General features: G+C 69.8%; 20 protein-coding genes and 1 pseudogene. 14 read left to right on the forward strand and 7 right to left on the reverse strand.

The genetic code is table 11. The features are described 5' to 3' along the window. Positions 1-678 precede the first annotated feature (678 nt). Positions 679-1,722: pseudogene (locus tag IPV10_RS17380) on the reverse strand (recombinase family protein); the annotation flags it as partial. A gap of 473 nt (positions 1,723-2,195) precedes the next feature. On the opposite strand from IPV10_RS17380, the gene IPV10_RS09400 reads away from it, so the two are divergent. Both IPV10_RS09400 and IPV10_RS09405 read left to right on the forward strand, forming a co-directional pair. After that, the gene (locus IPV10_RS09400; protein WP_207483091.1) at positions 2,196-3,107 is read left to right on the forward strand and encodes a hypothetical protein; all 912 of its coding nucleotides are present in this window, start codon (positions 2,196-2,198) and stop codon (positions 3,105-3,107) included. An 89-nt stretch (positions 3,108-3,196) separates the two neighbouring features. Then, complete coding sequence (locus tag IPV10_RS09405) at positions 3,197-3,364, forward strand: hypothetical protein (protein WP_207483093.1); 168 nt, start codon at positions 3,197-3,199, stop codon at positions 3,362-3,364. Between the two features lie 255 nt (positions 3,365-3,619). Here the strand turns inward: IPV10_RS09405 and IPV10_RS09410 are convergent, their stop codons facing one another. From IPV10_RS09410 to IPV10_RS09420, 3 genes are all read right to left on the reverse strand, one after another. Beyond that, positions 3,620-5,305 (reverse strand): MFS transporter, encoded by a 1,686-nt coding sequence (locus IPV10_RS09410; RefSeq protein ID WP_207483095.1) that lies wholly within the window; start codon positions 5,303-5,305, stop codon positions 3,620-3,622. A gap of 83 nt (positions 5,306-5,388) precedes the next feature. Further along, positions 5,389-5,595, reverse strand: a complete 207-nt coding sequence (locus IPV10_RS09415) for a hypothetical protein (RefSeq protein ID WP_207483097.1) — start codon at positions 5,593-5,595, stop codon at positions 5,389-5,391. Between the two features lie 145 nt (positions 5,596-5,740). Continuing rightward, positions 5,741-6,223: a hypothetical protein gene (locus tag IPV10_RS09420; protein ID WP_207483099.1), complete on the reverse strand. Its 483-nt coding sequence runs from the start codon at positions 6,221-6,223 to the stop codon at positions 5,741-5,743. Between the two features lie 182 nt (positions 6,224-6,405). On the opposite strand from IPV10_RS09420, the gene IPV10_RS09425 reads away from it, so the two are divergent. The 7 genes from IPV10_RS09425 to IPV10_RS09455 all read left to right on the forward strand — a co-directional run bounded on the left by IPV10_RS09425 (position 6,406) and on the right by IPV10_RS09455 (position 15,906). Next, on the forward strand, positions 6,406-6,690 hold the full coding sequence (locus IPV10_RS09425) for a hypothetical protein (protein WP_207483101.1): 285 nt from the start codon (positions 6,406-6,408) through the stop codon (positions 6,688-6,690). A gap of 69 nt (positions 6,691-6,759) precedes the next feature. After that, positions 6,760-7,368: an RNA polymerase sigma factor gene (locus tag IPV10_RS09430; RefSeq protein WP_207483103.1), complete on the forward strand. Its 609-nt coding sequence runs from the start codon at positions 6,760-6,762 to the stop codon at positions 7,366-7,368. Continuing rightward, complete coding sequence (locus IPV10_RS09435; RefSeq protein ID WP_207483105.1) at positions 7,365-7,841, forward strand: hypothetical protein; 477 nt, start codon at positions 7,365-7,367, stop codon at positions 7,839-7,841. The genes IPV10_RS09430 and IPV10_RS09435 overlap by 4 nt, the downstream gene beginning before the upstream one ends. A gap of 13 nt (positions 7,842-7,854) precedes the next feature. Continuing rightward, entirely contained in the window at positions 7,855-9,390 is a 1,536-nt protein-coding gene (locus tag IPV10_RS09440) for a S8/S53 family peptidase (protein ID WP_207483107.1), read from the forward strand. Positions 9,391-9,410: 20 nt separating this feature from the next. Beyond that, positions 9,411-11,873, forward strand: a complete 2,463-nt coding sequence (locus IPV10_RS09445) for a CHAT domain-containing protein (protein ID WP_207483109.1) — start codon at positions 9,411-9,413, stop codon at positions 11,871-11,873. Between the two features lie 271 nt (positions 11,874-12,144). Beyond that, entirely contained in the window at positions 12,145-14,358 is a 2,214-nt protein-coding gene (locus tag IPV10_RS17320; protein WP_207483111.1) for a CHAT domain-containing protein, read from the forward strand. A gap of 27 nt (positions 14,359-14,385) precedes the next feature. Further along, positions 14,386-15,906, forward strand: coding sequence for a triacylglycerol lipase (locus IPV10_RS09455; RefSeq protein ID WP_207483112.1), 1,521 nt, complete (start codon positions 14,386-14,388; stop codon positions 15,904-15,906). Between the two features lie 16 nt (positions 15,907-15,922). Here the strand turns inward: IPV10_RS09455 and IPV10_RS09460 are convergent, their stop codons facing one another. Beyond that, positions 15,923-16,504, reverse strand: coding sequence for a TetR/AcrR family transcriptional regulator (locus IPV10_RS09460; RefSeq protein ID WP_207483114.1), 582 nt, complete (start codon positions 16,502-16,504; stop codon positions 15,923-15,925). Positions 16,505-16,570: 66 nt separating this feature from the next. On the opposite strand from IPV10_RS09460, the gene IPV10_RS09465 reads away from it, so the two are divergent. From IPV10_RS09465 to IPV10_RS09475, 3 genes are read left to right on the forward strand one after another with little or no spacing between them, the layout of a single operon-like run. Continuing rightward, positions 16,571-17,857, forward strand: a complete 1,287-nt coding sequence (locus tag IPV10_RS09465; RefSeq protein WP_207483116.1) for a glycosyltransferase — start codon at positions 16,571-16,573, stop codon at positions 17,855-17,857. A 46-nt stretch (positions 17,858-17,903) separates the two neighbouring features. Next, on the forward strand, positions 17,904-18,806 hold the full coding sequence (locus IPV10_RS09470; protein WP_207483118.1) for a hypothetical protein: 903 nt from the start codon (positions 17,904-17,906) through the stop codon (positions 18,804-18,806). A gap of 56 nt (positions 18,807-18,862) precedes the next feature. After that, positions 18,863-19,453 carry an isocitrate lyase/phosphoenolpyruvate mutase family protein gene (locus IPV10_RS09475; RefSeq protein WP_207483120.1) on the forward strand — a complete coding sequence of 197 codons (591 nt, stop codon included), beginning with the start codon at positions 18,863-18,865 and terminating at the stop codon, positions 19,451-19,453. 9 nt (positions 19,454-19,462) lie between these two features. On the opposite strand, the gene IPV10_RS09480 is transcribed toward IPV10_RS09475, so the two are convergent. Next, complete coding sequence (locus tag IPV10_RS09480) at positions 19,463-20,278, reverse strand: helix-turn-helix domain-containing protein (RefSeq protein WP_207483122.1); 816 nt, start codon at positions 20,276-20,278, stop codon at positions 19,463-19,465. Between the two features lie 74 nt (positions 20,279-20,352). Here IPV10_RS09480 and IPV10_RS09485 point away from each other — a divergent pair, with 74 nt between their 5' ends. Further along, positions 20,353-21,165 (forward strand): phytanoyl-CoA dioxygenase family protein, encoded by an 813-nt coding sequence (locus IPV10_RS09485; RefSeq protein ID WP_207483124.1) that lies wholly within the window; start codon positions 20,353-20,355, stop codon positions 21,163-21,165. A 4-nt stretch (positions 21,166-21,169) separates the two neighbouring features. Here the strand turns inward: IPV10_RS09485 and IPV10_RS09490 are convergent, their stop codons facing one another. Beyond that, positions 21,170-21,514, reverse strand: coding sequence for a three-helix bundle dimerization domain-containing protein (locus IPV10_RS09490; protein WP_207483126.1), 345 nt, complete (start codon positions 21,512-21,514; stop codon positions 21,170-21,172). Between the two features lie 170 nt (positions 21,515-21,684). Here IPV10_RS09490 and IPV10_RS09495 point away from each other — a divergent pair, with 170 nt between their 5' ends. Continuing rightward, the gene (locus IPV10_RS09495) at positions 21,685-22,422 is read left to right on the forward strand and encodes a hypothetical protein (protein ID WP_207483128.1); all 738 of its coding nucleotides are present in this window, start codon (positions 21,685-21,687) and stop codon (positions 22,420-22,422) included. The last annotated feature ends 6 nt before the right edge of the window (positions 22,423-22,428 follow it).

Below are 22,428 nucleotides of genomic sequence, written 5' to 3' on the forward strand. Positions count from 1 at the left end.
CGAAAGTTTGCCGGGGGTTTTGCTTTCCCGGTTTCCGGCTGCTGGTTGGGCTGAAGGGCGGCTTGTCGCGCCACTTCGCGCCGTGTGTCGCCCGTTCGCGGCAAGGACGGCTGGATGGGCCAGTTCAGCCACTGCCGCCACGGGTGGGGCGTATTCGGCCTCGAGCACAATCTCTCGTTCTTGCGGATCATCAGGCTCATCGATGATGTCGATGCGGATGCTCGTGAACACCGCCTGGTTGAGGAGGCGCTTGGTGTGCTCGGAGACCGTGCTGTAGAGGTCGCCGGCTTTGCTCATGAGGCCTATGACCGTGTCGACGTGTTCGCGCATGAGCAACGTGTCGGTTTCGGAGGCGCGGATGATCCGTTCCGCTGCGGCAATCTCGGCGGAAACCTGATCTTGTCGTGGTCTGATGTCTTCGGCAGCGATGACACCGTCAAGGTAAGCATCGATGAGCCGCTGCTTCTTCGTCTGGAGGGCGCGCAGGCGCTTGCGCTGTGTCCCGGCGAGCTTCTCGGCCTCGGTGCTCTCGGTATCAAGGATGCTGTGCGCAGTAGCGCGTGCGACGGTTGTCTCTTCAGGGGTGAATTGCACACGGGTGTCCCATTCGCGTTGCATGGCGTGCTCGACGTCTTCGACAGGGACGTAAGGCAGGTCGCAGGTGGTGCGGCCGGTGTGCCTGCCGAGGCAGAAGAAGTAGCTGTAGACGCCGCCACGACCTCGGGAGTGTCCGTAGCCCATGCGTCCGCTGCAACGGTTGCAGAGCAGCCGCCCTTTGAGGGGGTGGTCGTGCTTCCATGCCCGGTCTCCGGCCAGGCGTCGGCCAGAGAGTAGCGACTGGACCTGATACCAGGTGTCATCGTCGATGAGTGCTTCGTGAGCGCCGTCGTAGACCACGCCGTGGTAGATGATCTTCCCGATGTAATACGGGTTCTTCAGGAGGCGATGCACCTGAGAATTGCTCAGCGCCTTGCCTTCGTACTTCCTCGTTTTCCGGCTTTTCAATCCCCGCTCGGCGAGGAGGTCGGTCAGGGTCGTGATGCTGACATCGCCAGTGGCGTAGGTGCGATATGCCCAAGTGATGTGCTCGGCACGCTCCGGATCGAGCATGATGCCTTTGATCTCGACGCCTTCGGTACGGGCGAGGGTGTTGAGATAGCCGATCGGTGCGACACCATGGGTGCCGCCGCCCCTGGCTTTCTGTTCCATTCCCTTCATGGCCTCGGTGGCGACGTTCGAGGAGTAGTACTCATTCATCGCTGCCGTTACGGTGCGCTGGAATCGGCCTGCCGTGGTGTCGTCAAAGCGCTCGGTGACGGACTCCAGTTTCGCGCCCGTCTGCTTGATAGCAAGAAAAAGCGCCGCATCGTCAGCGGTGTTGCGTGCCAGGCGGTCGAGCTTGTGCACGATCACGTACCCGACCTGGTGCACCTTGATGTACTCGAGGAGTGCCTGGAGTCCTGGGCGGTCGGTCGTGCGGGCGGACTCGCCTGCGTCGATGAACTGCTCAACGACCTCGGCGCCGAGGTCGTGCGCGTGACGGGTGCAGTACTCGCGCTGGGCAGGCAATGAGTACCCTTCCGGTTCGCCGTTCTTCCGTGCCTGACGAGAGGTCGACACACGCGCGTAGATCACGGCGCGCTTCATCCGAGCCGTTCTCACTTCCGTCACCTCGTCGGTAGACGGGAGTCCGATCGCCTGGGCAACAAGTTGATTTTTCATAAGGGATGCCCTCCTTTCTGCCTGATGGAGGGAGGTTTTCCGAGGTTCCCTCTCGAGGTGGCCCTCGGACGATAGCTCCGAATGCGAAACGAGTCAATGTACGAGTCGCTCCTGAGGCAAAAACTACAACAGTGGACATTTGTTCGAATGGCCAACGTTAAGTGGACCACCAAAGAGTGACTCGCTCACCAGGTACCTGACCGGCCTCGAGGCACGCGAAGAAACTGCGCGAATGCGCAGTGAGTCCCGTCCTGTTTCGGCCAGATCCCATTTGTCTAGGACGAATGGCCAATCGTCTGTCCACTGAAGTACCTACAGACGATGGAGATATCCCTCGATACGTTGAAGGCTCATTCATCTGAAAGGGGTAAGGATGGTCCAGCAGACGACGACCCGCACTCACGGTCGCCTCACTTATTGCAACAACCGTACTTGTGGCATCCGGGGGAGTCGCGGCATCGGCAGACGACACCGTGACCAGTCCGATCGAGGCCCTCGAGACCGTAATGTCCCTGTCGAGTAGCGAATCAACGGCGGTTCTCGACGAGGTGGCAAATGTGTCGACGGACGAGAGCGGTAGCGCAGCCATCGAGGCTGAGGTCAACGACGTCGAAGTAATCATCCCGACGAGCGCATCCGACCCGATCTCGCTGACGTTCGCAACCGGTAGCGCCTTCGCGGTCGACCTTCCAGCTGGCGAGCAGTCAGCAGACGCCAGTGCCCTTGAGCCCGGTGTGGTGGCATTCGATGCGGGCACGTTCACAACGATCCCGGTGGTCAAAGACGATGGCTCGGTTCAGATCGCAACGGTCCTCGATGGCCCAGAGTCCCCGACTGCGTATGAGTACGGCATCACCATTGCAGGTGGCGGCAGCCTCTCGTTGACGGATGAGGGCGTCGTCCTCGTCACTGGGGCCGACGGGAAACTCACGGGTGCAGTCGCTCCGGCCTGGGCGCTCGATGCGGACGGTCGCAATGTCCCCACTCGCTACGAAGTTCAGGGCGACACGCTCGTTCAGATCGTCGACCACACTGAGGGGAGCTTCTCGTACCCGATCGTGGCTGATCCGTGGATGGGCGGTAACCTGTTCGATCGAATGAATACGGGCTCGTGGAACAGCCAGCCCCGATACTCGCTCTTCCGTAGCACCTGGGGTGCGGTCGTCAGCGGCTACGCGACCGCGACGCCGATCTTCCTCTCTGCGGGGTGGTCGGAGGCCGTGTCGCGTTGGCCCGTCCTGACGAGCAAGGAGACGCTGCACCAGCAGTACGACTGCCACGCGTTCTATGCAATCCTTAAGCCTGACTCCTGGAACCTGGAGAAGGCTCGTTCAAACAATTCCGGTTGGGGCTCCACGATCGCCTCACACTGGTGCAACTGGTGAGGTGAATCATGCGAACTCTATCTCTGTGCCTTTTGTCCGCCGGCGTCGCGCTCATAATCGCATTCGGAATCGTTACGTTCGAGGCCGGAATGATCCTCGACGAAACCGGCGGTAACGGCCGGTTCCTGGCGGGTCAGGCAGTCATCGGCCTGAGTGGAGTCGTGCTCCTGCTCCTCGGCCTCGCTCTGTTTATCCTGTGGGCAAAGCGGCACTATCCAGTAGAAGCGCCGAACGCAAAGCCGGTGCATGCCAGCTGACTGAATCCACTGAATCGCCGGTCGACTCCTTCACTGCGAGTCGGCCGGCGCTTCGATTTGTCCTACTCGCTCAATCCGCATCCTCATCGCGCTGGACGGTGCCGGGTCCTACGTGAACGCCTCGGTGCAGATCGGGCATCCGGCACACGTGCGGGTCGTGGCGGATGTGGCGGAGTGGTCGCTCGGGCTCGAGCCAGGCGCTCTGCGGGCGGCGATCGACGGGCAGACCTAGACTCGGTCGGCGAGCCGGCCCGCTCACTCCGTCGCGAGATCCTCGACGGGCGCCGCGGCGATGGATGTGCGGGAGGTGCGAACGCCCGCGCGGTCGAGCATCGACGGAGACGGCGTCGAAGCGGCCAGTGCGGCGCTGAAGTCCGCTCCTGGGATGCGGAGCAGCCGGCACTCGGTCGCGGCCGTCACGGTCGCAGACCGTGCGGCGTCGTCGAGGAGACCGATCTCCCCGACATAGCCGGGCGTTGCGACATCGGGCAGGTCGATCGCGACGCCGTCGTCGCGCACGGCGCTGATCTGCAGCATCCCGTCGGTGAGCACCCACAGCGCGTCGGACGGGTCGCCCTGCCGGATGATGGTCTCCCCGGCCTGCACCGTGCGCTCTTCGACGGCTTCGGCAAGGTGCTCCAGGAGGCTGCGCGGCGCGCCGGCGAAGAGGTCCAGCTGTTCGAGGACGCTCGTGTACGGCGCGAGCCGGGCGGCCTTCTGCGCCATGTCCTTGTCGATCCGCAGCAGGACAGGCACCCCGATGAGGCCGAGCAGCGGCACGCCGAGGCCGATCGCGGCGAACGCCCAGCCGATCCCGAACTGCGCGAGCAGCCAGCTGCCGAGGATGGAGGTCAGCACCGCGCTGGCGAGGATCATCACGTCCACGGTGCCGATCACCCGCCCGAGAACGTCACGCGGCAGGTCGCGCTGGAGGGTGGTGAAGGCGAGGACGTCGACGATCACCATCCCGACGCCCGACACGACCTGCAGCAGCAGAGCGCTCGGGATGGATCCGACGAAGACGGATATCCACAGTGGCACGCACTGGATGACGAGCGCACCCGTGATGAGCAGGGTCAGCCGCCTCGACCCGGTGAGGCGCTGAGCGAGGCCCGCGACGATCACGCTGCCCAGGGCGTTGGCGGCGAGCAGCAGGCTGTATCCCGCGACGCCGCCGTCCAGGTGCTCGGCGAGCGACGGCAGCAGCACGGTCGCGGAGCTGGCGACGGCCGAGTCGAGCACGAGGAACATCGTGAGCACGAGCGCCTTGTGGTGCTTGCCGAGCGCTGCGACGCCAGACACCCACTGGGTGAAGGCGCCGCCGCCGGGTTCGGCGCTGCCCCGTGATCGCACCCGCAGCGTCCGGTACAGAAGAGCTGCGACGACGAAGCTCGCCGCATTGATCAGGATGCCCCAGACGGGCTCACCGACCAGCAGCAGGACGGCGCCGATCCCCGGTCCGACGACCACGATCACGCTCTCCAGCACCGCGAACAAGGCGTTCGCCGCCACCAGATCGGATTCGGGGACAGTCTCGGGGATGAGCGCTCCGGATGCCGCCCTCACCGGCGAGCACACGGCCGTGAGCAGCGCCGCCGCGAGCAGGAGCAGCCACAGCGGGGCGTCGAACACGACGAGCGTCGCGATGCCCAGCGTCACGAACGCGGCGAGGATCGCGCTGACCATCAGCACCATCCGCCGGTCGTAGCGGTCGGCGAGCACACCGGCGTAACCGCCGCACAGCATCCCGACGATCCAGCGGACGGTGACGAGCGCCGCGATCCAGCCGGCGGAATGCGTGCGCTCGAAGACGTAGGAGATGAGGACGACGTTATAAGCCCAGGATGCTCCGCCGTCCGCGATGAACGCCAGCGCGAGGGTGCGCAGGTCGTGATGTCTCAGCGCGGCGGTGAATCGCGGCTTCGCGACACGAGTTGCCATTCCCGCATCCTGATCTCACGCGCGATCACGCGCATCGGTGAGATCACTGAAGTTCGAGCGTGACCGCGGGCCGGAAGTCCGTGTCAGGCGGAACCGGGAGGCAGCTTGTCGACGCCGTGTCGCTTCGGCTTGTCCGGCTCGGCCTCGGTCGCCGGTGAGGCGTGCTCAGGGGCCTGCGGAGGGTCTGCGGCCGGATAGCCCGGCTCTTCGCCGTCGGTCGCCTCGTCGCGCTCCTCGGCCGGCGGGAGGTGGTCCCGCGGCTGCGTGATGTCGTCTGGATTGCGTGCCATGAGCCCAGATTCCGCCCGCCGGCATCCGCTCGCCAGGGGGTTGTGAAGACGGGGCTCGTGTGGTTGGAGATCGCGCACGACGAGCAGCCCCTCGATCCTCGGGGGAAGTGGGATCGCGGGGCTGCTCGCAGCTCGTGCGCGCGGATCAGCCCCTCACGGGTGCAACCCCGATGGCCCGCTCGCGCAGCTTGCCCAGCGCTCCGGCCGCCGGCAGGTGCTCCCAGTCGCCGGCCGTGGCCTCCAGTCCGATCGCGAGCCCGAGCGCGTAGTCCGCGTAGAAGTTCGGGACCGTCTTCAGCGCCGTCCGCCACGGGATCGGATCCGGCCCCTCCGGCAGCGGCGGGAACGGCTCCGGCTCCGGCGGGCAGATGTCGGGGATGTCGTCGAACGCGACGCCCAGCAATCGCGCAGTGCCGGCGGCCTGGACCACGGCGTACGCGGTCCTGAGGCCGTACCGCACGCCCACCGCAGCCTCGGCGGGCGGCAGGGGCTGCGGGTTCAGGGCGACCGAGTTCACAGTCCTCCCGAGCGGACCGTTCGGACCGATGATCTCCTCCCACAGGGCGGGATGCCGGTTCGCGAGTATCGCCCACAGAGCCGTCTCGCGCAGTGACTTCCTGGGTGCCATGTCGGCGCCCTCCTTCCGGTCCGCGACGGCGGACCCTCATGGCTGCAGGGGCCGGGGACGACCCGCGACCCGGGTCACAGTGCAAGAGAGCCCGCGCACCGCCTTGATACATCGCAGCGGCACGTATCAGGGCGACCGGCATATCGCTCTCCGCTTCTGAGATGAACGAAGGAGACCGGATCATGAACACAGCAGTCCCACCCCGCCTCGAGGAGGCGGTCGACCGTCTCTCCCGCACCGTCGGGGCTCTCCTGGGCGGTACACCCGGAGCGCAGGAGGTCATCTGCAGTCTGGATTTCGCGGCGGCGGAGGCGCTCGCCGAAGTGCTCGAGGCCGGCCGGCACGGCGATGTCGCCGCGCGTCTCATGCATCGCTGGGCTGTCACGGAACCGGATTGGGACGAAGAGTACGGCGACGTCATCCGCCGGTGGCTCGCCCTCGACGTCGGGTCGATCCCGGCTCGCTGAAGAATCTTCCGCGGACATGTATCAGGAGCGCTCTACCGCTCTCTACCCGGTGTGGACACAATTGACCGTATGACGCAGGAGGGGGCCGTTGCGGCGGTCGATTCCACGGAGCCCGCGCGCTGGGAACGCGCGGGCTCCCTCTTCTCACGCTGGCGCGAAGGCGACGGGCGTGCGATGGACGAGCTCGTGCGGCTCATGACGCCGTCGCTGTGGCACATCGTGCGCGCCTACGGGCTCGATGCCGCGCTCGCGCAGGACGTCGTGCAGACGACCTGGCTGACGCTCGTCCGCCGGCACGACTCGATCATCGATCCGCGGGCGATCTCGGGATGGCTGACGATGTGCGCGCGCCGCGAGGCGTGGCGCGTGGGCAAGGGGCAGCGGCGCGACGGCGCGACCGACGCGGACTCGCTCGAGCCGCGCCTGCCCGCGCACGAGTCGGCCGAGCAGACCGCCGAGGTGCAGGACGACAGCCGCCGGCTGTGGAGCTGCGTGCGGACGCTCGACGAGCGATGCCAGCGACTGCTGCGGGTCGTCGCTTTCGAGGAGCGCCCCGACTACGCGCGCATCGCGACGGACCTCCGGATGCCGATCGGGTCGATCGGGCCGACGCGTCAGCGGTGTCTCGGCAAGCTCCGCGCCCTGCTCGAGGGCGACGGCTGGGGAGGAAGATCATGACCAGGGACGATGGGGCCCGAAGCCCGGACGCCGCGCTGTTCGCGCGGCTTCGCGAGACGTGGGAGGCCGCCGATCCGGTGCCGGACGATCTCGTCGACCGGATGGTCGCCGCCGTCGCGGTCGAGGATCTGTCGCGCGCGTACGAGCTGCTGACGCTCGTCGAGGCGACGCCGCTCGCGGTGGTCCGCGGTGAGACCGACACCGCGACCCTGCAGTTCAGCGACGGGCAGACCAGCGTGCTGCTGCACGTGACAGCGACCGAGGACGGCTCCCGCCGCGTCGACGGGTGGGTGGATGCCGAGGCGCTCGCCATCCGCCTCGCGCAGGGCGAGCGGGACTGGCCGGCCGTCGCCGGCGAGCACGGGCGCTTCCAGTTCGACTCGATCCCGGCAGGGGTCTCGAGGCTGCGCATCGTCGTGCGCGGCGGCGACGGCGACCTGCACGAGTTCCAGACCCCGCAGTTCGAAGTGTGAGTGAGGAGAAGCCGTGAGCGATCAGGACGCGACGATGAGGGACCCGGACGACTGGCGGGAGGTGCGGCGCTTCGCGCTGCTCGACCCCTCCGGCGAGGTCCCCGGCTCGGTCTTCCCGACGCTGTACGTCGCCGACGAGCTCCTGGTTCACACCGCCGAGGCGGACCCGCGTGCGATCGAGGAGCTGCGCGCTCTGGCTGCGAAGGCGGGCTGGGCGCTCGACCTCGACGCGGAGGACGGCGGGGTCGAGGGCCCTCGCTCCGACCCGAAGCGCCGCCGCGCGCCTCGCCGCTCGCGCGGGGCGAGCACATCGGTCCTGCTGCATCTCGGCGTGGCATCCGACGCGGATCGCGTGGTCGCGACCCCCGACGCGTGGGCTCTGCTGCGTCAGGCGCGGCGCAGCGACTGGGGCCGGAGGGGCATCGGCCTCAATCACGTGCTGACCACCGACACGATCGGGCTCAACCCGTTCAAAGCCAATCCGTTCAAGGCGAACCCGTTCAAAGCGAACCCTTTCAAGGCGAATCCGTTCAAGGCGAACGCCGGCACCGTGGGGATCGGCAGCTACGGCGACCTCGGCACCGGCGGCCTGCAGCCGGTGACCTACCTCGGGCCGGCTCCCGCACGCCGCCACCCGAACGCGACCCCGCCGATCGTCGCGGTGTTCGACACAGGCGCGGGAGAGCATCCGTGGCTCGCGGATGCCGTGATCGAGCCCCGGCTCCGCTCGGGCGAGCCCATCGGGATCGACCCGGCGTCGCCGACGGATCCGGAGCGCGACCCATCGCTCGCCGAGCCGCTGGACGGGATCTTCGACGACGCGGCGGGGCACGGCACATTCATCGCCGGCATCATCCGCCAGGAGTGCCCTGATGCCATGATCCTGCCGGCGCGGATCGCCGACGGCGAGGGCGTGATCCTCGAGAACGACCTGATCGGGGCGCTCGGGCGGCTCGTGGAGTTCATGGACGACACCACCCTCGAGAAGAAGCGCGGCGGCTCCAGGGTCGCGGTGCTGAATCTCTCGTTCAGCTACTACCACGAGACCCCGGACGACCCTGGCACGGTGTCCGAACTCGGACGGCTTCTCGACGAGATCCGCGGGCGGGGCTGCGCCGTGGTCTGCTCCGCGGGGAACGAGGCGACATCGAGACCGACCTATCCCGCCGCGATCCCCGCCGAGAAGCCGGACCTGCACGTGTCGGTCGGCGCGCTGAACCCCTCGGACCGCTCCGTGGCGCTGTTCTCGAACGTCGGAGACTGGGTCGAGGTGTACGCGCCGGGCGTCTCGCTGCTCTCCACGGTGCCGGTCGCGTTCGAGGGCGGGATCCAGGCCGGAACGAGGGATGACGGTCACGGCCGTCGCCGGCAGACGCTGGACGTCGACGACTTCCGCGGCGGATTCGGGGTGTGGAGCGGCACGTCGTTCGCCGCGCCCGTCGTCGCGGGTCGCATCGCGGCGCAGATCGTGGCGGGCGAGAGCCCCGATGCCGCGAAGAAGATCGTGGTGAGCGAACTCGCCGGACGGGACCGCTCGCGGATGGAGTGATCACGCGCCATCCTGAGAGCATGAAGCTGTCCGCCGCAGAGCTGCACCGTCAGGGACGTGCTCATCTGAACGCGGGACGGAACGCGGCGGCGCGACGCGTGCTGAAGCTCGCCGCCGAGCGGACGGACGACCAGGACCTGCGCGCCCGCATCGCCGGCTCGCTCGCCGCGCTGACGATCCGCCAGGGGGATCCGGAAGCCGCCGAGCAGCTGTGCCGCGAGGCGCTGGCGCTGCCGGGGGTGTCCGACGGCACGGCGGCGATCGTGTACGGTCAGCTCGGCCTCCTCGCCCTCGAGCGCGGCGCGCTGGACGAGGCGGTGACGCTGCTCGATCGCGGGATCACCGGGATCGGCGAGGAGGCGGAGTACCGGGCGCCCATGCTGGTCAACCGCAGCGTCGCGCACAGCCAGGCCGGGCGGCTCGCGGCGGCGCGGGCGGACGTCGAGGCGGCGGCGGACGACTACCGCACGGTCGGGGGCGAAGTGGAGCGGGCGATGGCGATGCACAACGCCGGCTACATCGCTCTGCTCGAGGGCGACCTGATCGCCGCGCTGGACACCATGGGCGAGGCCCGCGGCGCGCTCGCCGCGGCATCCGCCGTGAACGCGGCGATCTGCGACCTGGACCGCGCAGAGGTGCTGCGGGATGCCGGGCTCGCTCGGGAGGCCGAGCGCAGCCTCGAGCGCGTCGTCGCGGTGTTCGGCGCGAACCGGATGCGGCAGGCGAAGGGCGAGGCGCAGTTCCATCTGGCACGGTCGCTGCTCACGCATACGCCGGCGAAGGCCGTGGCCGCCGCATCCGCCGCCGCCCGCACCTTCCGCGCGGTCGGCAGCGATTGGTGGGCGCTGCGCGCTGACGGGCTGCGCCTGCGCGCGCGGCTGATCGCGGAGCGCGACGTGCCCGGTGGCGGGCGGAGGAGCGCATCGCCCGGCACGGAGGCGGATGCCGTCGCCGACGCGCTGCACCGCGAGGGCCTGCGCGCGGAGGCCGCGGCGCTTCGACTGACCGGGGAGCTCGCACTCGCGGGGCGGGGGAGTGCGGCATCGGCGGTGATCCGGACTCCGCGGGACGCGCCGCTTCAGGTGCGTCTGCTGGCGCAGGAGGTGCGGTCCGCGCGCGCGGGGGCTCGCGGTGACGAGTCCGGTGCCAGGCGGCATGCCGCCGCCGGTCTGGACGCGCTCGCCGAATGGCACCGGTCGTTCGGCAGCCTCGATCTCGCGACGTCGCTCGCGATGCACGGGGCGGGGCTCGTCTTCGCCGGGCTCGGATCGGCCGTGCGGTCGCGGCGTCCCGACGTCGTCTTCGACTGGTCCGAGCGGGCGAGGCACCTCAGCCAGCAGACGATCCCGCTCCGCCCGCCGCGAGACGAGGCGCTGGCCGCAGACCTCGCCGAGCTCCGGGTGCTGCGGTCCGAGTCCGGCGCGGGCGACTGGCTCTCGTCGCCGCGGGCGGCGGAGCTCAGCGAGCGGGTTCGGCGACGGCAGTGGTCGTCCACCGGGGCGGCCGGCACGCGGGATCGCATCTCGCTCGACGAACTCCGCTCCTCGCTCACAGACGGCACCGCGCTCGTCTCGTACATCTTCGACGGCGCGGGCCTGACCGCACTCGCCGTGACGCAGCAGCACGCCCGCGTGCTCGACATCGGGCCGTGGGCGCGCGTCGACTCCGCCTTCGCCGGGCTGCGCGCCGACCTCGACGTGACCGCCTCCGTGCGCACGGGGCCGCTGGTTCCGGTGGTGCGGGATTCGCTCGAGGAGCGGCTCATCGCGCTGTCGGAGGCGCTCGTCGAGCCCGTCCTCGCCACCATCGGGGAGCGGAGCGTCGCCATCACGGTGCCCGGCATCCTGGGCGGGATCCCCTGGGGCATGCTGCCGGGCATGCGCGGCAGGGCCTTCACCGTGGCGAATTCGGCGAGTCAGTGGGTCGCCGGCCGGGCCGGCGCGACGGCACCGGGCGTCGGCTTCGTCGTGGGCCCCCGCGTCGCGCGCGGCACGGAGGAGGTCACCAGGGCGGCCTCGGCGTGGCGCACGGCCACGGTGCTTGACCGCGCCGCCGCGACGGTGGAGGCGACGGAGGCCCTCGCCGCTCGAGTCGGCACCCTGCACGTCGCAGCGCACGGCAGGCACTCGTCGGAGAACCCGCTGTTCTCCGGTCTGGAGCTCGCGGACGGCTCGCTGTTCGGGCACGACATCGACCTCATCCCGAACGTGCCGGACACGGTCGTGCTCTCCGCCTGCGAGCTCGGTCGCTCGTCCGTGCGCTGGGGTGAGGAGGCCGTGGGCATGACCCGCGCCTGGCTGCACGCCGGCACGCGCTGCGTCATCGCGTCGCCCGTCGTGGTCGCCGACGATGTCGCCTGCGACCTGCTCGCCGCGATGCACGAGCGGCTCGCGGCCGGGGTCTCCCCGGCCGGATCGCTGGCACTGGCGGCGCAGGAGACCGGCATCGTCGCGCCGTTCCAGGCGCACGGCGCCGGGTTCTGAGGGGCGGCGGCGGCCCCAGGTGCCGACACCGGCGAAACGCCTCTGGCGCAGGCTCACCGGCGCGAGGATGATGGCACCAGACGGCGCCGGGGGACACCGCCGGGATCAGAATCCGCCGAGTGCGTATCACCGCGCTCCGACCGGCCTCTGTGTCTTATGAAGGGAGGCTCGCGGCGCGCACCGTGCGCAGCTTCGACGTCTCCGGCGGACTCATCGCCGAGTCCGTGTTCGATCCGGTGCGGCAGCCGGGCGACGCAGGAGAGGAAGGCACGTGTTCATATCGACCGTCACCGTGGACGCGAATCAGCGCATGGCCGATGCCGCGGAACGGGCAGCGGGGATCTCCGACGACGCGTACGTCGTCGTGCGCCGGCGCGCGGACGACGCGCTCTTCTTCTACGCCTTCACCATCCGGTTCCTCCGCGCCATGGCGGTGCGTGAGCCCGATGCGGCGGTGGTCGATGCCCTGAACCTGCACGAGAGCGGAGCGATGCGCACGGTTCAGCTGGCCGAGGCCCGGCAGGCGGATGCCGGCACCGCAGTCGTGCTCGACGGCGATGCCGTCGCGGGAGTCCTGATGGACGTCAGCGGAGGCCGCGGCGTCGAAGCGGGCCCGCCTCCGGCGATGGCGCCGCCTCCCGCTCCGATGGCGCCGCCTCCCGCTCCGATGGCGCCGCCTCCCGTCTCGCCGGCAGCGCCGCCCCCGGCATCCGCTCCGCCTCCCGCACCCGGGCCGCCCCCGGCATCCGCTCCTCCGCCCGATCTCGCTCCTGCGACGGATCTCGCTCCGCCTCCGGCATCCGCTCCACCAGCGGAGGTCACGGAGGGCTCGGCGGGCGCGGAAGCTCCTGTGACCTCGGCCGGCGAGGTCCCGGTGACCGCACCGGCGCCGAGCGCCGCACAGCCGTTCACCGCATCGCCGCGCATCGACTGCCCCACTCACGCGACCGTCGGCCGGCCGTTCGATGTGGTCGTGGGCCTCGGCGTCCCTCCCTCGGCGGGTGCCGTCGACGGCGCGGTCGTCGTCGACACCGTGCTGGCGGAGTTCGATCTCGTGGTGTCGATGGTCGCCCACGGCTTCTCGGCGACCCGCACGAGGGACGTCCTGCATGTGGTCCGCGCCGACCCGGAATCCGGGCAGGTCACCTTCACGGTCACGGCCGATCCGATCGAAGGCGCGATCGCCTCGGCGCTCGTGTTCATCGACTTCTCGTTCGGCGGCGTGCTCTGCGGGCGCGCGTGGCGCCCCATCGCCGTCTCGGCGGACGGCATCATGCCGGCGATCCCCGCCCCCGCCGCGGGCGCCCAGGGCGGGCTGACCACGCCGGTGCAGGTCGTCGAGGCCGAGCGGCCGCCCGACCTGGTCGTCACGATCAGCGAGAACGACGACAGCACGCAGCTGGAGTGGCAGTTCGAGAGCCGTCATCAGGATGTCGCCCTGCCTCGCGGCCAGGTTCGCACCCGGTTCCGCCAGCACAACGCGAAGTCGTTCGCGATGCAGCAGGTGCGGCTGATCCACGAGAACGTCGGCGCCGCGGCAGTCGGCAACCGGGTTCTCGGGGTCGCCCGCACGATCGCCGATCAGGTGCCGTCCGAGGCCTGGCAGGCGCTGAGCGAGGTGTGGCGGCGCACCGCGCTCGAGCATCGTCCTCCGAGCGTGCTGCTCGTCAGCACCGACGCCTACATCCCCTGGGAGCTGGCCTCGACCGAGGCCGAGTACATCGACCAGCAGCTCGTCGACACGGCGCTGCCGCCGCTCTTCGGCGCGCAGCTGTGCGTCAGCAGGTGGAACGCGCCGCGTCCGCGCGGCACCGGCGGCATGCTCTATCCGCCGCTGCCTCCGCCGGAGTCGCTCGACGTGCGCACCGTGACGCTCGTCATCGGCGACTACCTGGCCACGAGCGGCCAGCGGGCGCTTCCGAAGGCCTCGGAGGAGGGAAACGAGCTGGCCGCGCTGTACCGGGCGGTGCGGCTCACGGCCACGCTCGGCGAGCTCGACGCGCTGTTCGACGGCACGCTCGAGCACGACGGCGCTCCCGTCGAACCCGATCTGGTGCACTTCGCCTGCCACGGGCAGATCGACCCGAACCCGCGATTCAACGGGATCGTGCTGAACGAGGGCAACGCCAGGCTCGACGCGCTCTACGTGGCGGGAAGCCGGCTGCGACGCAGCTTCGTGTTCGTGAACGCATGCCAGATCGGCCAGTCGACCGAGCTCCTCGATGATGCCGGCGGTCTCGCGACCTCCTTCCTCAGGACGGGTGCCGCGGGCTTTGTCGCGCCGCTGTGGAACGTCGACGACCAGGTGGCGAAGGACACGGCTCTGGGTTTCTACCAGGCGGCGCTCGACGAGCGCGTGCCGGTGGCCGAGGCGCTCAGGCGGCGTCGGGCGATGTTCGACCCGGATGCGGCGGATCCGCAGACCACGCACCTCGCCTACATCTACTACGGCCACCCGAATCTCGTGCTGGCCCGCACCGCCTGACGGCCCGAGACGAAACGGAGCACTCACATGGTCACACTCGACGGCACAGCCGGCGGAGTCGACGCGGCACCGGGCTACCGGATCACGGCGCCCGGCCTCGTCGGCACGGTCACGGCGCGTCTGCCGCGTCGGCCGGGAAGCGGCGATCGCGGGCCGGAGCAGGCGACGGAGGCACTCGATCTGGCGTTCGAGCGGGCGGGTCTCGTCGAGATCATGAACTTCGACCTCGACGTGCGCGAGGTGCCGCCGCCGCCGTCCGCTCCGCGGACGCGCACGGTGACCGGGGAGGACGCATTCGTCCTCGAGACGCCGGACCTCGGCCCTGAGGTCGGTCAGGTGGTCGTCGCACTCGACGAGGCCGGGGCCGTGACCTGGACCTTCCCCGAGACCGGCGAACAGGAGGTCGAGCCGCCGGCCACACGCGGAGCGGGCGGCATGAAGCGCTTCGTGATCAGGCAGGCGACGCCCGCGCCACCCGCCGAGGGCGGAGACCGCGGCCTGTTCGGCGCCATCGGGCGCAAGCTGCTCAAGGTGCTCGTCTACCCGGTGATGGATGCCGTGCTCGGCCCCGTCACGGAGCACTTCGCGAACCGATGGGAGACACGGCGGCGCCCTTATCTGGTGCGCTCCTTCCGTCCGGATTCGTTCCGGGCCGCAGCATCCTCCGGTCTCAGCGACGGCGAATGGACCGGACTGCACCGCAGGCGCGCGCTGCTGTTCGTGCACGGCACCTTCTCGTCCTCGCACGCCGCGTTCCATCAGCTCCCCGATGCGACCATGAATGAGCTGCACCAGCGCTACGAGGGTCGCGTCTTCGCCTTCGACCACTTCACGCTGTCGCACTCCCCCCAGGAGAACGCCGCGGAGCTCGCCGCGCGCATCCCGCACGGTGTGGAGCTCGAGGTCGACGTGGTCTCCCACAGCAGGGGAGGACTCGTCACGCGCGTGCTCGCCGGTGAGCTGGCGGATGCCGTCGTTCCCGGGCTCCGCGTCGAGCGGGCCGTGTTCGTCGCCGCACCGAACCACGGCACGGCGCTCGCCGACGCCGACCACATGATCTCCTTCATCGACCGCAGCACGACGCTGCTCAACCTCGCCCCGCCAGGACCCGCCGACATCGTGGCCTCGGTGCTCGAGGCGATCGTCACGGTCGTCAAGGTGATCGGGCACGCGGCACTGAACGGTCTGCCCGGCCTCGCATCGATGGCACCGGGAGGCGGATTCATCGACAGCATCAACGCCGGCATCCGCCCGAAAGCCGGGTACTACTCGATCGCCGCCGACTACCGGCCCGAGAAGTCGGGACCGTTCTGGGCGATGGTGCGCGACACCGCCAAGGATGCCGTGGTCGACCGGATCTTCGAGCGCGACGCCAACGATCTCGTGGTGCCGACCCTCGGGGTGTCCCAGGGCAGCCGGGATCCGGTCTTCCCGATCGCCCGCGAGCGCAGCTACACGTTCCCCGGCGCGACCGGCGTGCACCACAGCAACTACTTCGAGAAGAGGGAGACGTCCGAGCGCCTGCTCGAGTGGCTGCGGCCGGACTGAGGGCTGCGATGCGCCGTCAGTCCAGCGTCCCGCGCACCATCTCGATCAGCGCGAGTTCGGTCTGCTCTCGGGACAGCCCGTGCTGCCTGCGCAGCAGGTACCACACGTAGACGTCGCACGTCGAGGCCAGCTGCGCCAGCAGGCGTCGGCGGGCGTCCCCGTCGCGGCCGTCCAGCCACGGTGTGAAGACGCGCTCGATCCAGCGGGAGTGGTACTCCTTGCCGGACGCCGTGATCTCGGCGAAGGGCGGCACTCGCTCCTCCTGGCGGAGCAGGAGCATGTCGAGGTCGCCGAGCGCTTCGTAATGGTCGACGAGGTTCGCGATGGCACCCGCCACATCCCCGGCCACCGCCTCGTCGCGCTCTGCGGTGACTGCCGTCGCCCGTGACCCGGTCAGCACCCGGACGAGATTCTCCTTGCTGCCGAACCGGCGCAGAACGGTCTGCACAGTGACCCCCGCGGCAGAGGCGATGTCGTCGAGAGTGACCTGGTCGTAGTAATCGACTGAGAACCGGGCGAACGCCGCCTGAAGGATGCGCTCGCCGGTGGCCTCGGCGGCGCGGGCGCGGGCCGCACCTGTGTATCGACGCGATTTCATGTTACTATCATTAACATCAAATGGCGCACCGCGCGAGAGGCGCGACGCCGGACGAAGGAGTCCGCGATGGTGTCTCTGCTGCTCGCCGCCCACGTGGCCGACGGTCATGTCGCTCCAATGCTCGGCGTCGCCGAGCATCTCGTCGGCGCAGGGCACCGCGTGCGATTCCTCACCGGCGACAGGTTCGCCGACGCCGTGCGCGGCGCAGGGGCCGAATTCCTCCGCTGGCCTGGCGCCGCGCACCTCGACCACAGGGACGTGATCGCCGAGGTGCGCGGCAGCGGCGATCGTCGCGGAGGGACGAAGGGCATCGTCCGCGACGTCGAGCAGATCTTCATCGCGCCCGCGCATGACCAGTATGCGGCGATGCGGGCGGCGATCGAGGCGGAGCGCACCGATGCCGTGCTGACGGACTTCACGGTGGTCGGCGCCGGCGCGCTGGCGCTGTCACCCGATCCGCGGCCCCCGATCGTCGCCTGCGGCATCCTCCCGCTCGGGCTCACCAGCGTGGATACGGCGCCGTGGGGCCTCGGCATCCTTCCTCGCCACGATGCCATCGGCCGAGCCAGGAACCGGCTGCTGAACCGGATGGCCAGGCACGTCATCCTGCGCAGGCCCCAGCGTCAGGTCGAGCAGTTCGTGCGCCGTGAGACCGGCGCCGAACTCGACGTCTTCTTCATGGACTGGGCACTGCGCGCCGATCACTACGTGCAGTTCACGGTGCCGGGGTTCGAGTACGCCAGGCGAGACCTCGCTCCGACTGTCAGCTTCGTCGGCCCCGTCTCCCGGCCGCCGAGGCGGGTGACGCTCCCCGGCTGGTGGCCGGACCTGGACTCGGGGCGCCCTGTCGTGCATGTGTCGCAGGGCACCGTCGCCAACTCGGATCCCGGGGAGCTGATCATCCCGACGATCCGCGCCCTCGCGGATCGTGATGTCCTCGTCGTCGTGACCACGGGCGATGCGCCCGTCGCCTCGCTCGGCGCGCTGCCGCCGAACGCGCGGGCGGAGGCGTTCATCTCGTACGACGCCCTGATGCCGAAGGTCGATGTCTTCGTCACGAACGGGGGGTATGGCGGCCTTCACCACGCTCTCGCCCATGGTGTTCCGATGGTCGTCGCCGGCGACACGGAGGACAAGGTCGAGACGACCCGGCGCGTGGAATGGTCGGGGAGCGGGGTGAACCTGCACACCGGGCGTCCTCGCGAGGATGCCATCGCGGCCGCCGTCGACAAGGTCCTGAGAGAGCCGTCGTATCGCGAGTGCGCGCGGGCGCTCGAGTCTGAGGTGGCAGCCGCGCCCGGCGCGGCGGGCGTGGAGCGGATCATGCTCGGCCTCGTCGCCTCCCGAGCGTGACGCGACGTGTACGCGCCCCCGCGAAGCCCGCCCATAGGATCGACAGGTGACTGACTCGACACCTGCGCTCGGCCTCCTCCTCGACGTCGACGGACCCATCGCGAGCCCGGTGACGCGCACGATCGCGATCCCGAGCATCGTCCGCGATCTCGCGGCGCTGGCCGACGCCGGCATCCCGATGGCCTTCAACACGGGCCGCTCCGACGCGTTCCTCCGGGAGCAGGTGATCCCGCCGCTCCTCGAGGCCGGACTCGGCGAGCACGTGCGCATCTGGGGCATCTGCGAGAAGGGCGCGGTGCGGATGCGCATCACCGCCGCGGGCGCCGGCGAGGTGACGGTCGACGACGGGCTGCGGATGCCTGAGGCATTCGGGCGAGAGGTCGAGCGGATCGTCCGAGAGGAGTTCGCCGACCTGGTGTTCTTCGACGACACCAAGCGCGCCATGGTCTCGGTCGAGCAGCTGACCGACGTCTCCAACGAGGAGTTCCGTGCTCGCCAGCCCGCACTCGACGAGGCGATCGCCGCCGCGATGACGCGCCACGGCCTCGGGTACGAGCGGGAGGGTGAGCGATTCCCGGATGCCGCGGGCGAGGTGCGCTACCGGATCGACCCGACGATCATCTCCACCGACATCGAGTCGAACCAGGTGGGGAAGGACCTCGGCGCGAGCCTGATGCTGTCGTTCCTCGCCGACGAGGGCATCCCGGTGCCTCCGCGCTGGCGGACGCTGGGCGATTCCCGCACCGACTACGCCATGTCCGACTGGCTGCACGAGAACGGCCACGACGTCGCGCACGTCGACGTCCGCCCCGGTGATGGAGTGCCGCCGACGCCGTATCCGGTACGCCATCACCCCTCGCTCATCCACGACGAGGCGGGGGCGCTCTACCTGAGCCGCTGGGCCGCGATCGTCCGCGGTGAGGCCGACGACGACGCCGACCTCGGCTGATCCGCGCGCACCGGGCGCTACCGTAGGCACATGTAAGCCGCTCGAGGGGAGCGCCGATGACGCAGGATCAGGCCGACGCACTGCTCGCTCTGCACGCAGGACCGGGATTCGTGATCCCCAACGCGTGGGACGTGGGCTCCGCCCGCCTCCTCGAGCAGCTCGGGTTCGCGGCCATCGCCACCGTGGACGGTGCGCTGCTCGACATCGAAGAGGCCGCGGAGCGGCTCGCGGCGGCGAGAGCATCCGCTCCTCGCGGGACGTTCGTGCTGAACGCGCGCACCGATGCGTACTTCGTCAGGGGGGCCGGCGACCCGTTCGAGGAGACCGTGGAGCGGGCGCTCCGCTACATCGAGGCCGGCGCCGACAGCATCTTCGTGCCCGGCGTGAACGACGAGGAGAGCATCCGCCGCCTGGTCGAGGCCATTCCGGCGCCGCTCAACATCGTCGCCGGGCTCGCATCGCACCTCATCGACGTGCCGACGCTGTTCTCGCTCGGCGTCAGGCGGGTGAGCCTCGGGGGCAGCCTCGCGCGCGTGGCGTTCAGCGCACTCGAGCGGGCCGGCGCCGAGCTCGCCGAGTCGGGGACGCTCGGCTTCCTCGACGGGGTGATCGGCTACGCCGACCTGCAGCGGCGGTTCGGGGCCTGAGCGCCGGCGTCACGATCGACGGCGCCGGTAGCCCGTCGGGCTGATCCCGTGCAGCCGGGAGAACCGACGGGAGAAGTACAGCGGGTCGCTCATCCCGACGTCGCGCGCGATATCGCTCACCGCGCGATCGGTCGACGCGAGAAGGTGCGCCGCACGACCGAGTCGCTCGCGTTCGACGTACCGCTGCGGGGAGACGCCGAGACCCTCTGCGAAGAGGTGCGAGAGCCGCGACGGCGACAGCCGCGCCTCGACGGCGAGAGCGGACACGCTGAGGTCGCCGGCGAGGTCGGCGCCGATCCGCTCGACCACGCGGAGCAGACGCTCGTCCATCCGGCCGCGCAGCGGATTCTGGGTGTCAAGCCACAGCAGCGCCGACTCCAGGCTGTTCATCGCGAAGAGCTCGGACTGCGACATCGAACCAGCCGAGAACCCGGCGCATGATCGCAGCCCGCTGAGGACGCGCAGTCGCACCTCGCCTGGGGCCCTGATCACCCCGACGCCACCGCCGCTGGGCGGCCAGTCCAGCAGCGGCGCCCATTCCGCACGCGCGTGGAAATGCGCATAGGCCAGCGTCCACGAGCTCGCGGCGGTGCCGTAGTCGTGCCGGATCCCCGGGCGCAGGAGGATGCTGTCGCCGGCGGTCGTGATGACCTCGCCGGAGGGGCCGGTCACGCGACCGGAGCCTGCGACCGTGTGGATGAGGAGCCAGTCCTCCGTGCCGTGTTCGCGCCAGGTCGCGTACTGGTGGTCAGCGGTGAACCCTCCGGCCACCACGCGGACGACGTGCGGATGCGGAGTCTCCGCCGGGGCCATAGGGGAGGACATAACAGCAGGATAATCCATGTCATCGACTGATCATTCCATGGTGCAGGGCGATCACTCGGGCGAGAGTAGGCGTCATGTCCATCCAGAGCAGCATCGCCTCCTCCCTCGCCGCCGACTACGGGCGCCACGGCGTCACCCAGCTCCCCGGCCTTCTGAGCGCGACCGAGATCGCCGAGATCCGCGACGTCTTCATGCATCAGATCGAGAGCGACCGCGGAGTCGGCCACGACGACAGGGTCGGCGACGACGACCCGCTGTCCAGGTACCCTCGGTTCGTCCATCCGCACCGCCGGACGGAGCTGGAGATGGGTCGCCTCGCGCGGCGATGGATGCTGGATCCGCGCATCGTCGGTCCGGTCGAGGAGATGGTCGGTCCGGTGCATGCGGCGCAGTCGATGTTCTACTTCAAGCCACCGGGGGCGCGGGGGCAGGCCCTGCACCAGGACAACATCTTCCTCCAGGCGCACCCGGAGACCTGCATCGCGGCGTGGGTCGCGATCGACGACTGCGATGCCGAGAACGGCGGTCTCAAGGTCGTGCCGGGGTCGCATCGCTACGAGATCATCTGCCCCGACGAGGCCGACCCCGAGGAGTCCTTCACCAGCACCGAGATCACGCTGCCCGAGGGGTTCGCCGCCGAGCAGACCGAGCTCGCGTCGGGAGACGTGCTGTTCTTCCACGGCAGCATGGTCCACGGCTCCGGCCCGAACCGTTCGGCCGACCGGTTCCGGCGATCGCTCATCTTCCACTACGTCCCGGTGAGCAGCGTGGAGATCTCGAGGTTCTACAACCCGCTGCTGCGTCTCGACGGCACCGAGGTCACGATCGCCGAGACGGCGGACGGCGGCGCGTGCGGCGACGGCTGGACTCCCGCCGCACCGCACTGAACACTCAGGCGAGCGGCCCGCCGAGGTCGCCGAGCAGCGGCCCTGTGGCCTGAGAGCGTCGGTCGATCTCGAGCGGGTCGAGGCGATTCGGATCGGCTCGCACGGCAGCCACCGGCCGGCTCGGATCGTCGACCGCCGTCAACGGCACGGGGACGGCTTCTCCACGGAGCCGTTCGGTGGTCGCGCGCTCGACCAGCACCGGGATGTAGTCGCGGATGCGGCCGCCGTCGAGCCTGGCTTGCTCCTCATGCAGGATCTCCTCGATCCTCGCGCTCGCCACGGTCGGGAACCGGGCGGCGATGCGATCCAGCAGCTTGGCGTCTCCGTCATCACCCTTGAGTTCGCTCATGCTCAGATTGTCCGGGCCACGACCGGCTCGCGCAATGCCTCATTCGATGAGGGCGGGTGTCCGGCCGGTCTCGCGACGCTCCGCCGTTCTCCAAGCGTTCACCCCGGACGAGTACGATGTGCGGCGCCGCGGCACCCCCGAACAGTGCCGCCCGAACGAATAGAGGACTCGTGGCCAAGACCAACAAGGCGCAGACGTCGGCGGTGGCAGCGCTCGACGCCGCCGCGGCAGCCGCGAAGGATGCCAGGAAGCTGAGCAAGACCCTCCCGAAGAAGCAGGGACAGAAGCTTCGCGAGCTCGCCGACGACGCGAAGGATGCGGCGCGGCCCTCCAGGAAGAAGCTCGCCGGCAAGCCCCGGAAGGTGGAGAAGGCCGCTGTCGAGGCGGTCGTCCGCCTGGAGAAGGCGACGTCGAAGCTCGAGGCGCGGGCCGCCGAGAAGGAAGCCGCAGCGAAGAAGGCCGCGGAGAAGAAGGCAGCCGAGAAGAAGGCAGCCGCGGAGAAGGCAGCTGCGAAGAAGGCCGAGAAGGCCGCGAAGAAGTCGCCGGAGAAGGCCACAGAGAAGGCCACCGAGAAGGCCCTGAAGAAGGCTCCGAAGAAGGCCGCGGCATCCGATGCCGACGTCGAGACCGAGCGGGCCGTCGCCGAGCCCGTCGCGACCGAGCCCGTCGCGACCGAGCCCGTCGCGACCGAGCCCGTCGGGACCGAGCCCGTCGCGACCGAGCCGGTCGTCGCCGAGCCCGTCGCCGAGGACAGCACGTCGTCCGCGCAGGCCGCCGCCGCGCCCGCGGCATCCGACGATCTGAGCGCGCTGACCGTCGCCGCGCTCCGTGAGCGGGCTCGCGCCTCTGGGCGCACCGGGTTCTCGCGCCTGACCAAGGCGCAGCTGGTCGCTCTGCTCTCCGCCTGACGTGAC

The sequence above is a fragment of the Microbacterium sp. SD291 genome (assembly GCF_017355365.1).
GTDB lineage: Bacteria > Actinomycetota > Actinomycetes > Actinomycetales > Microbacteriaceae > Microbacterium.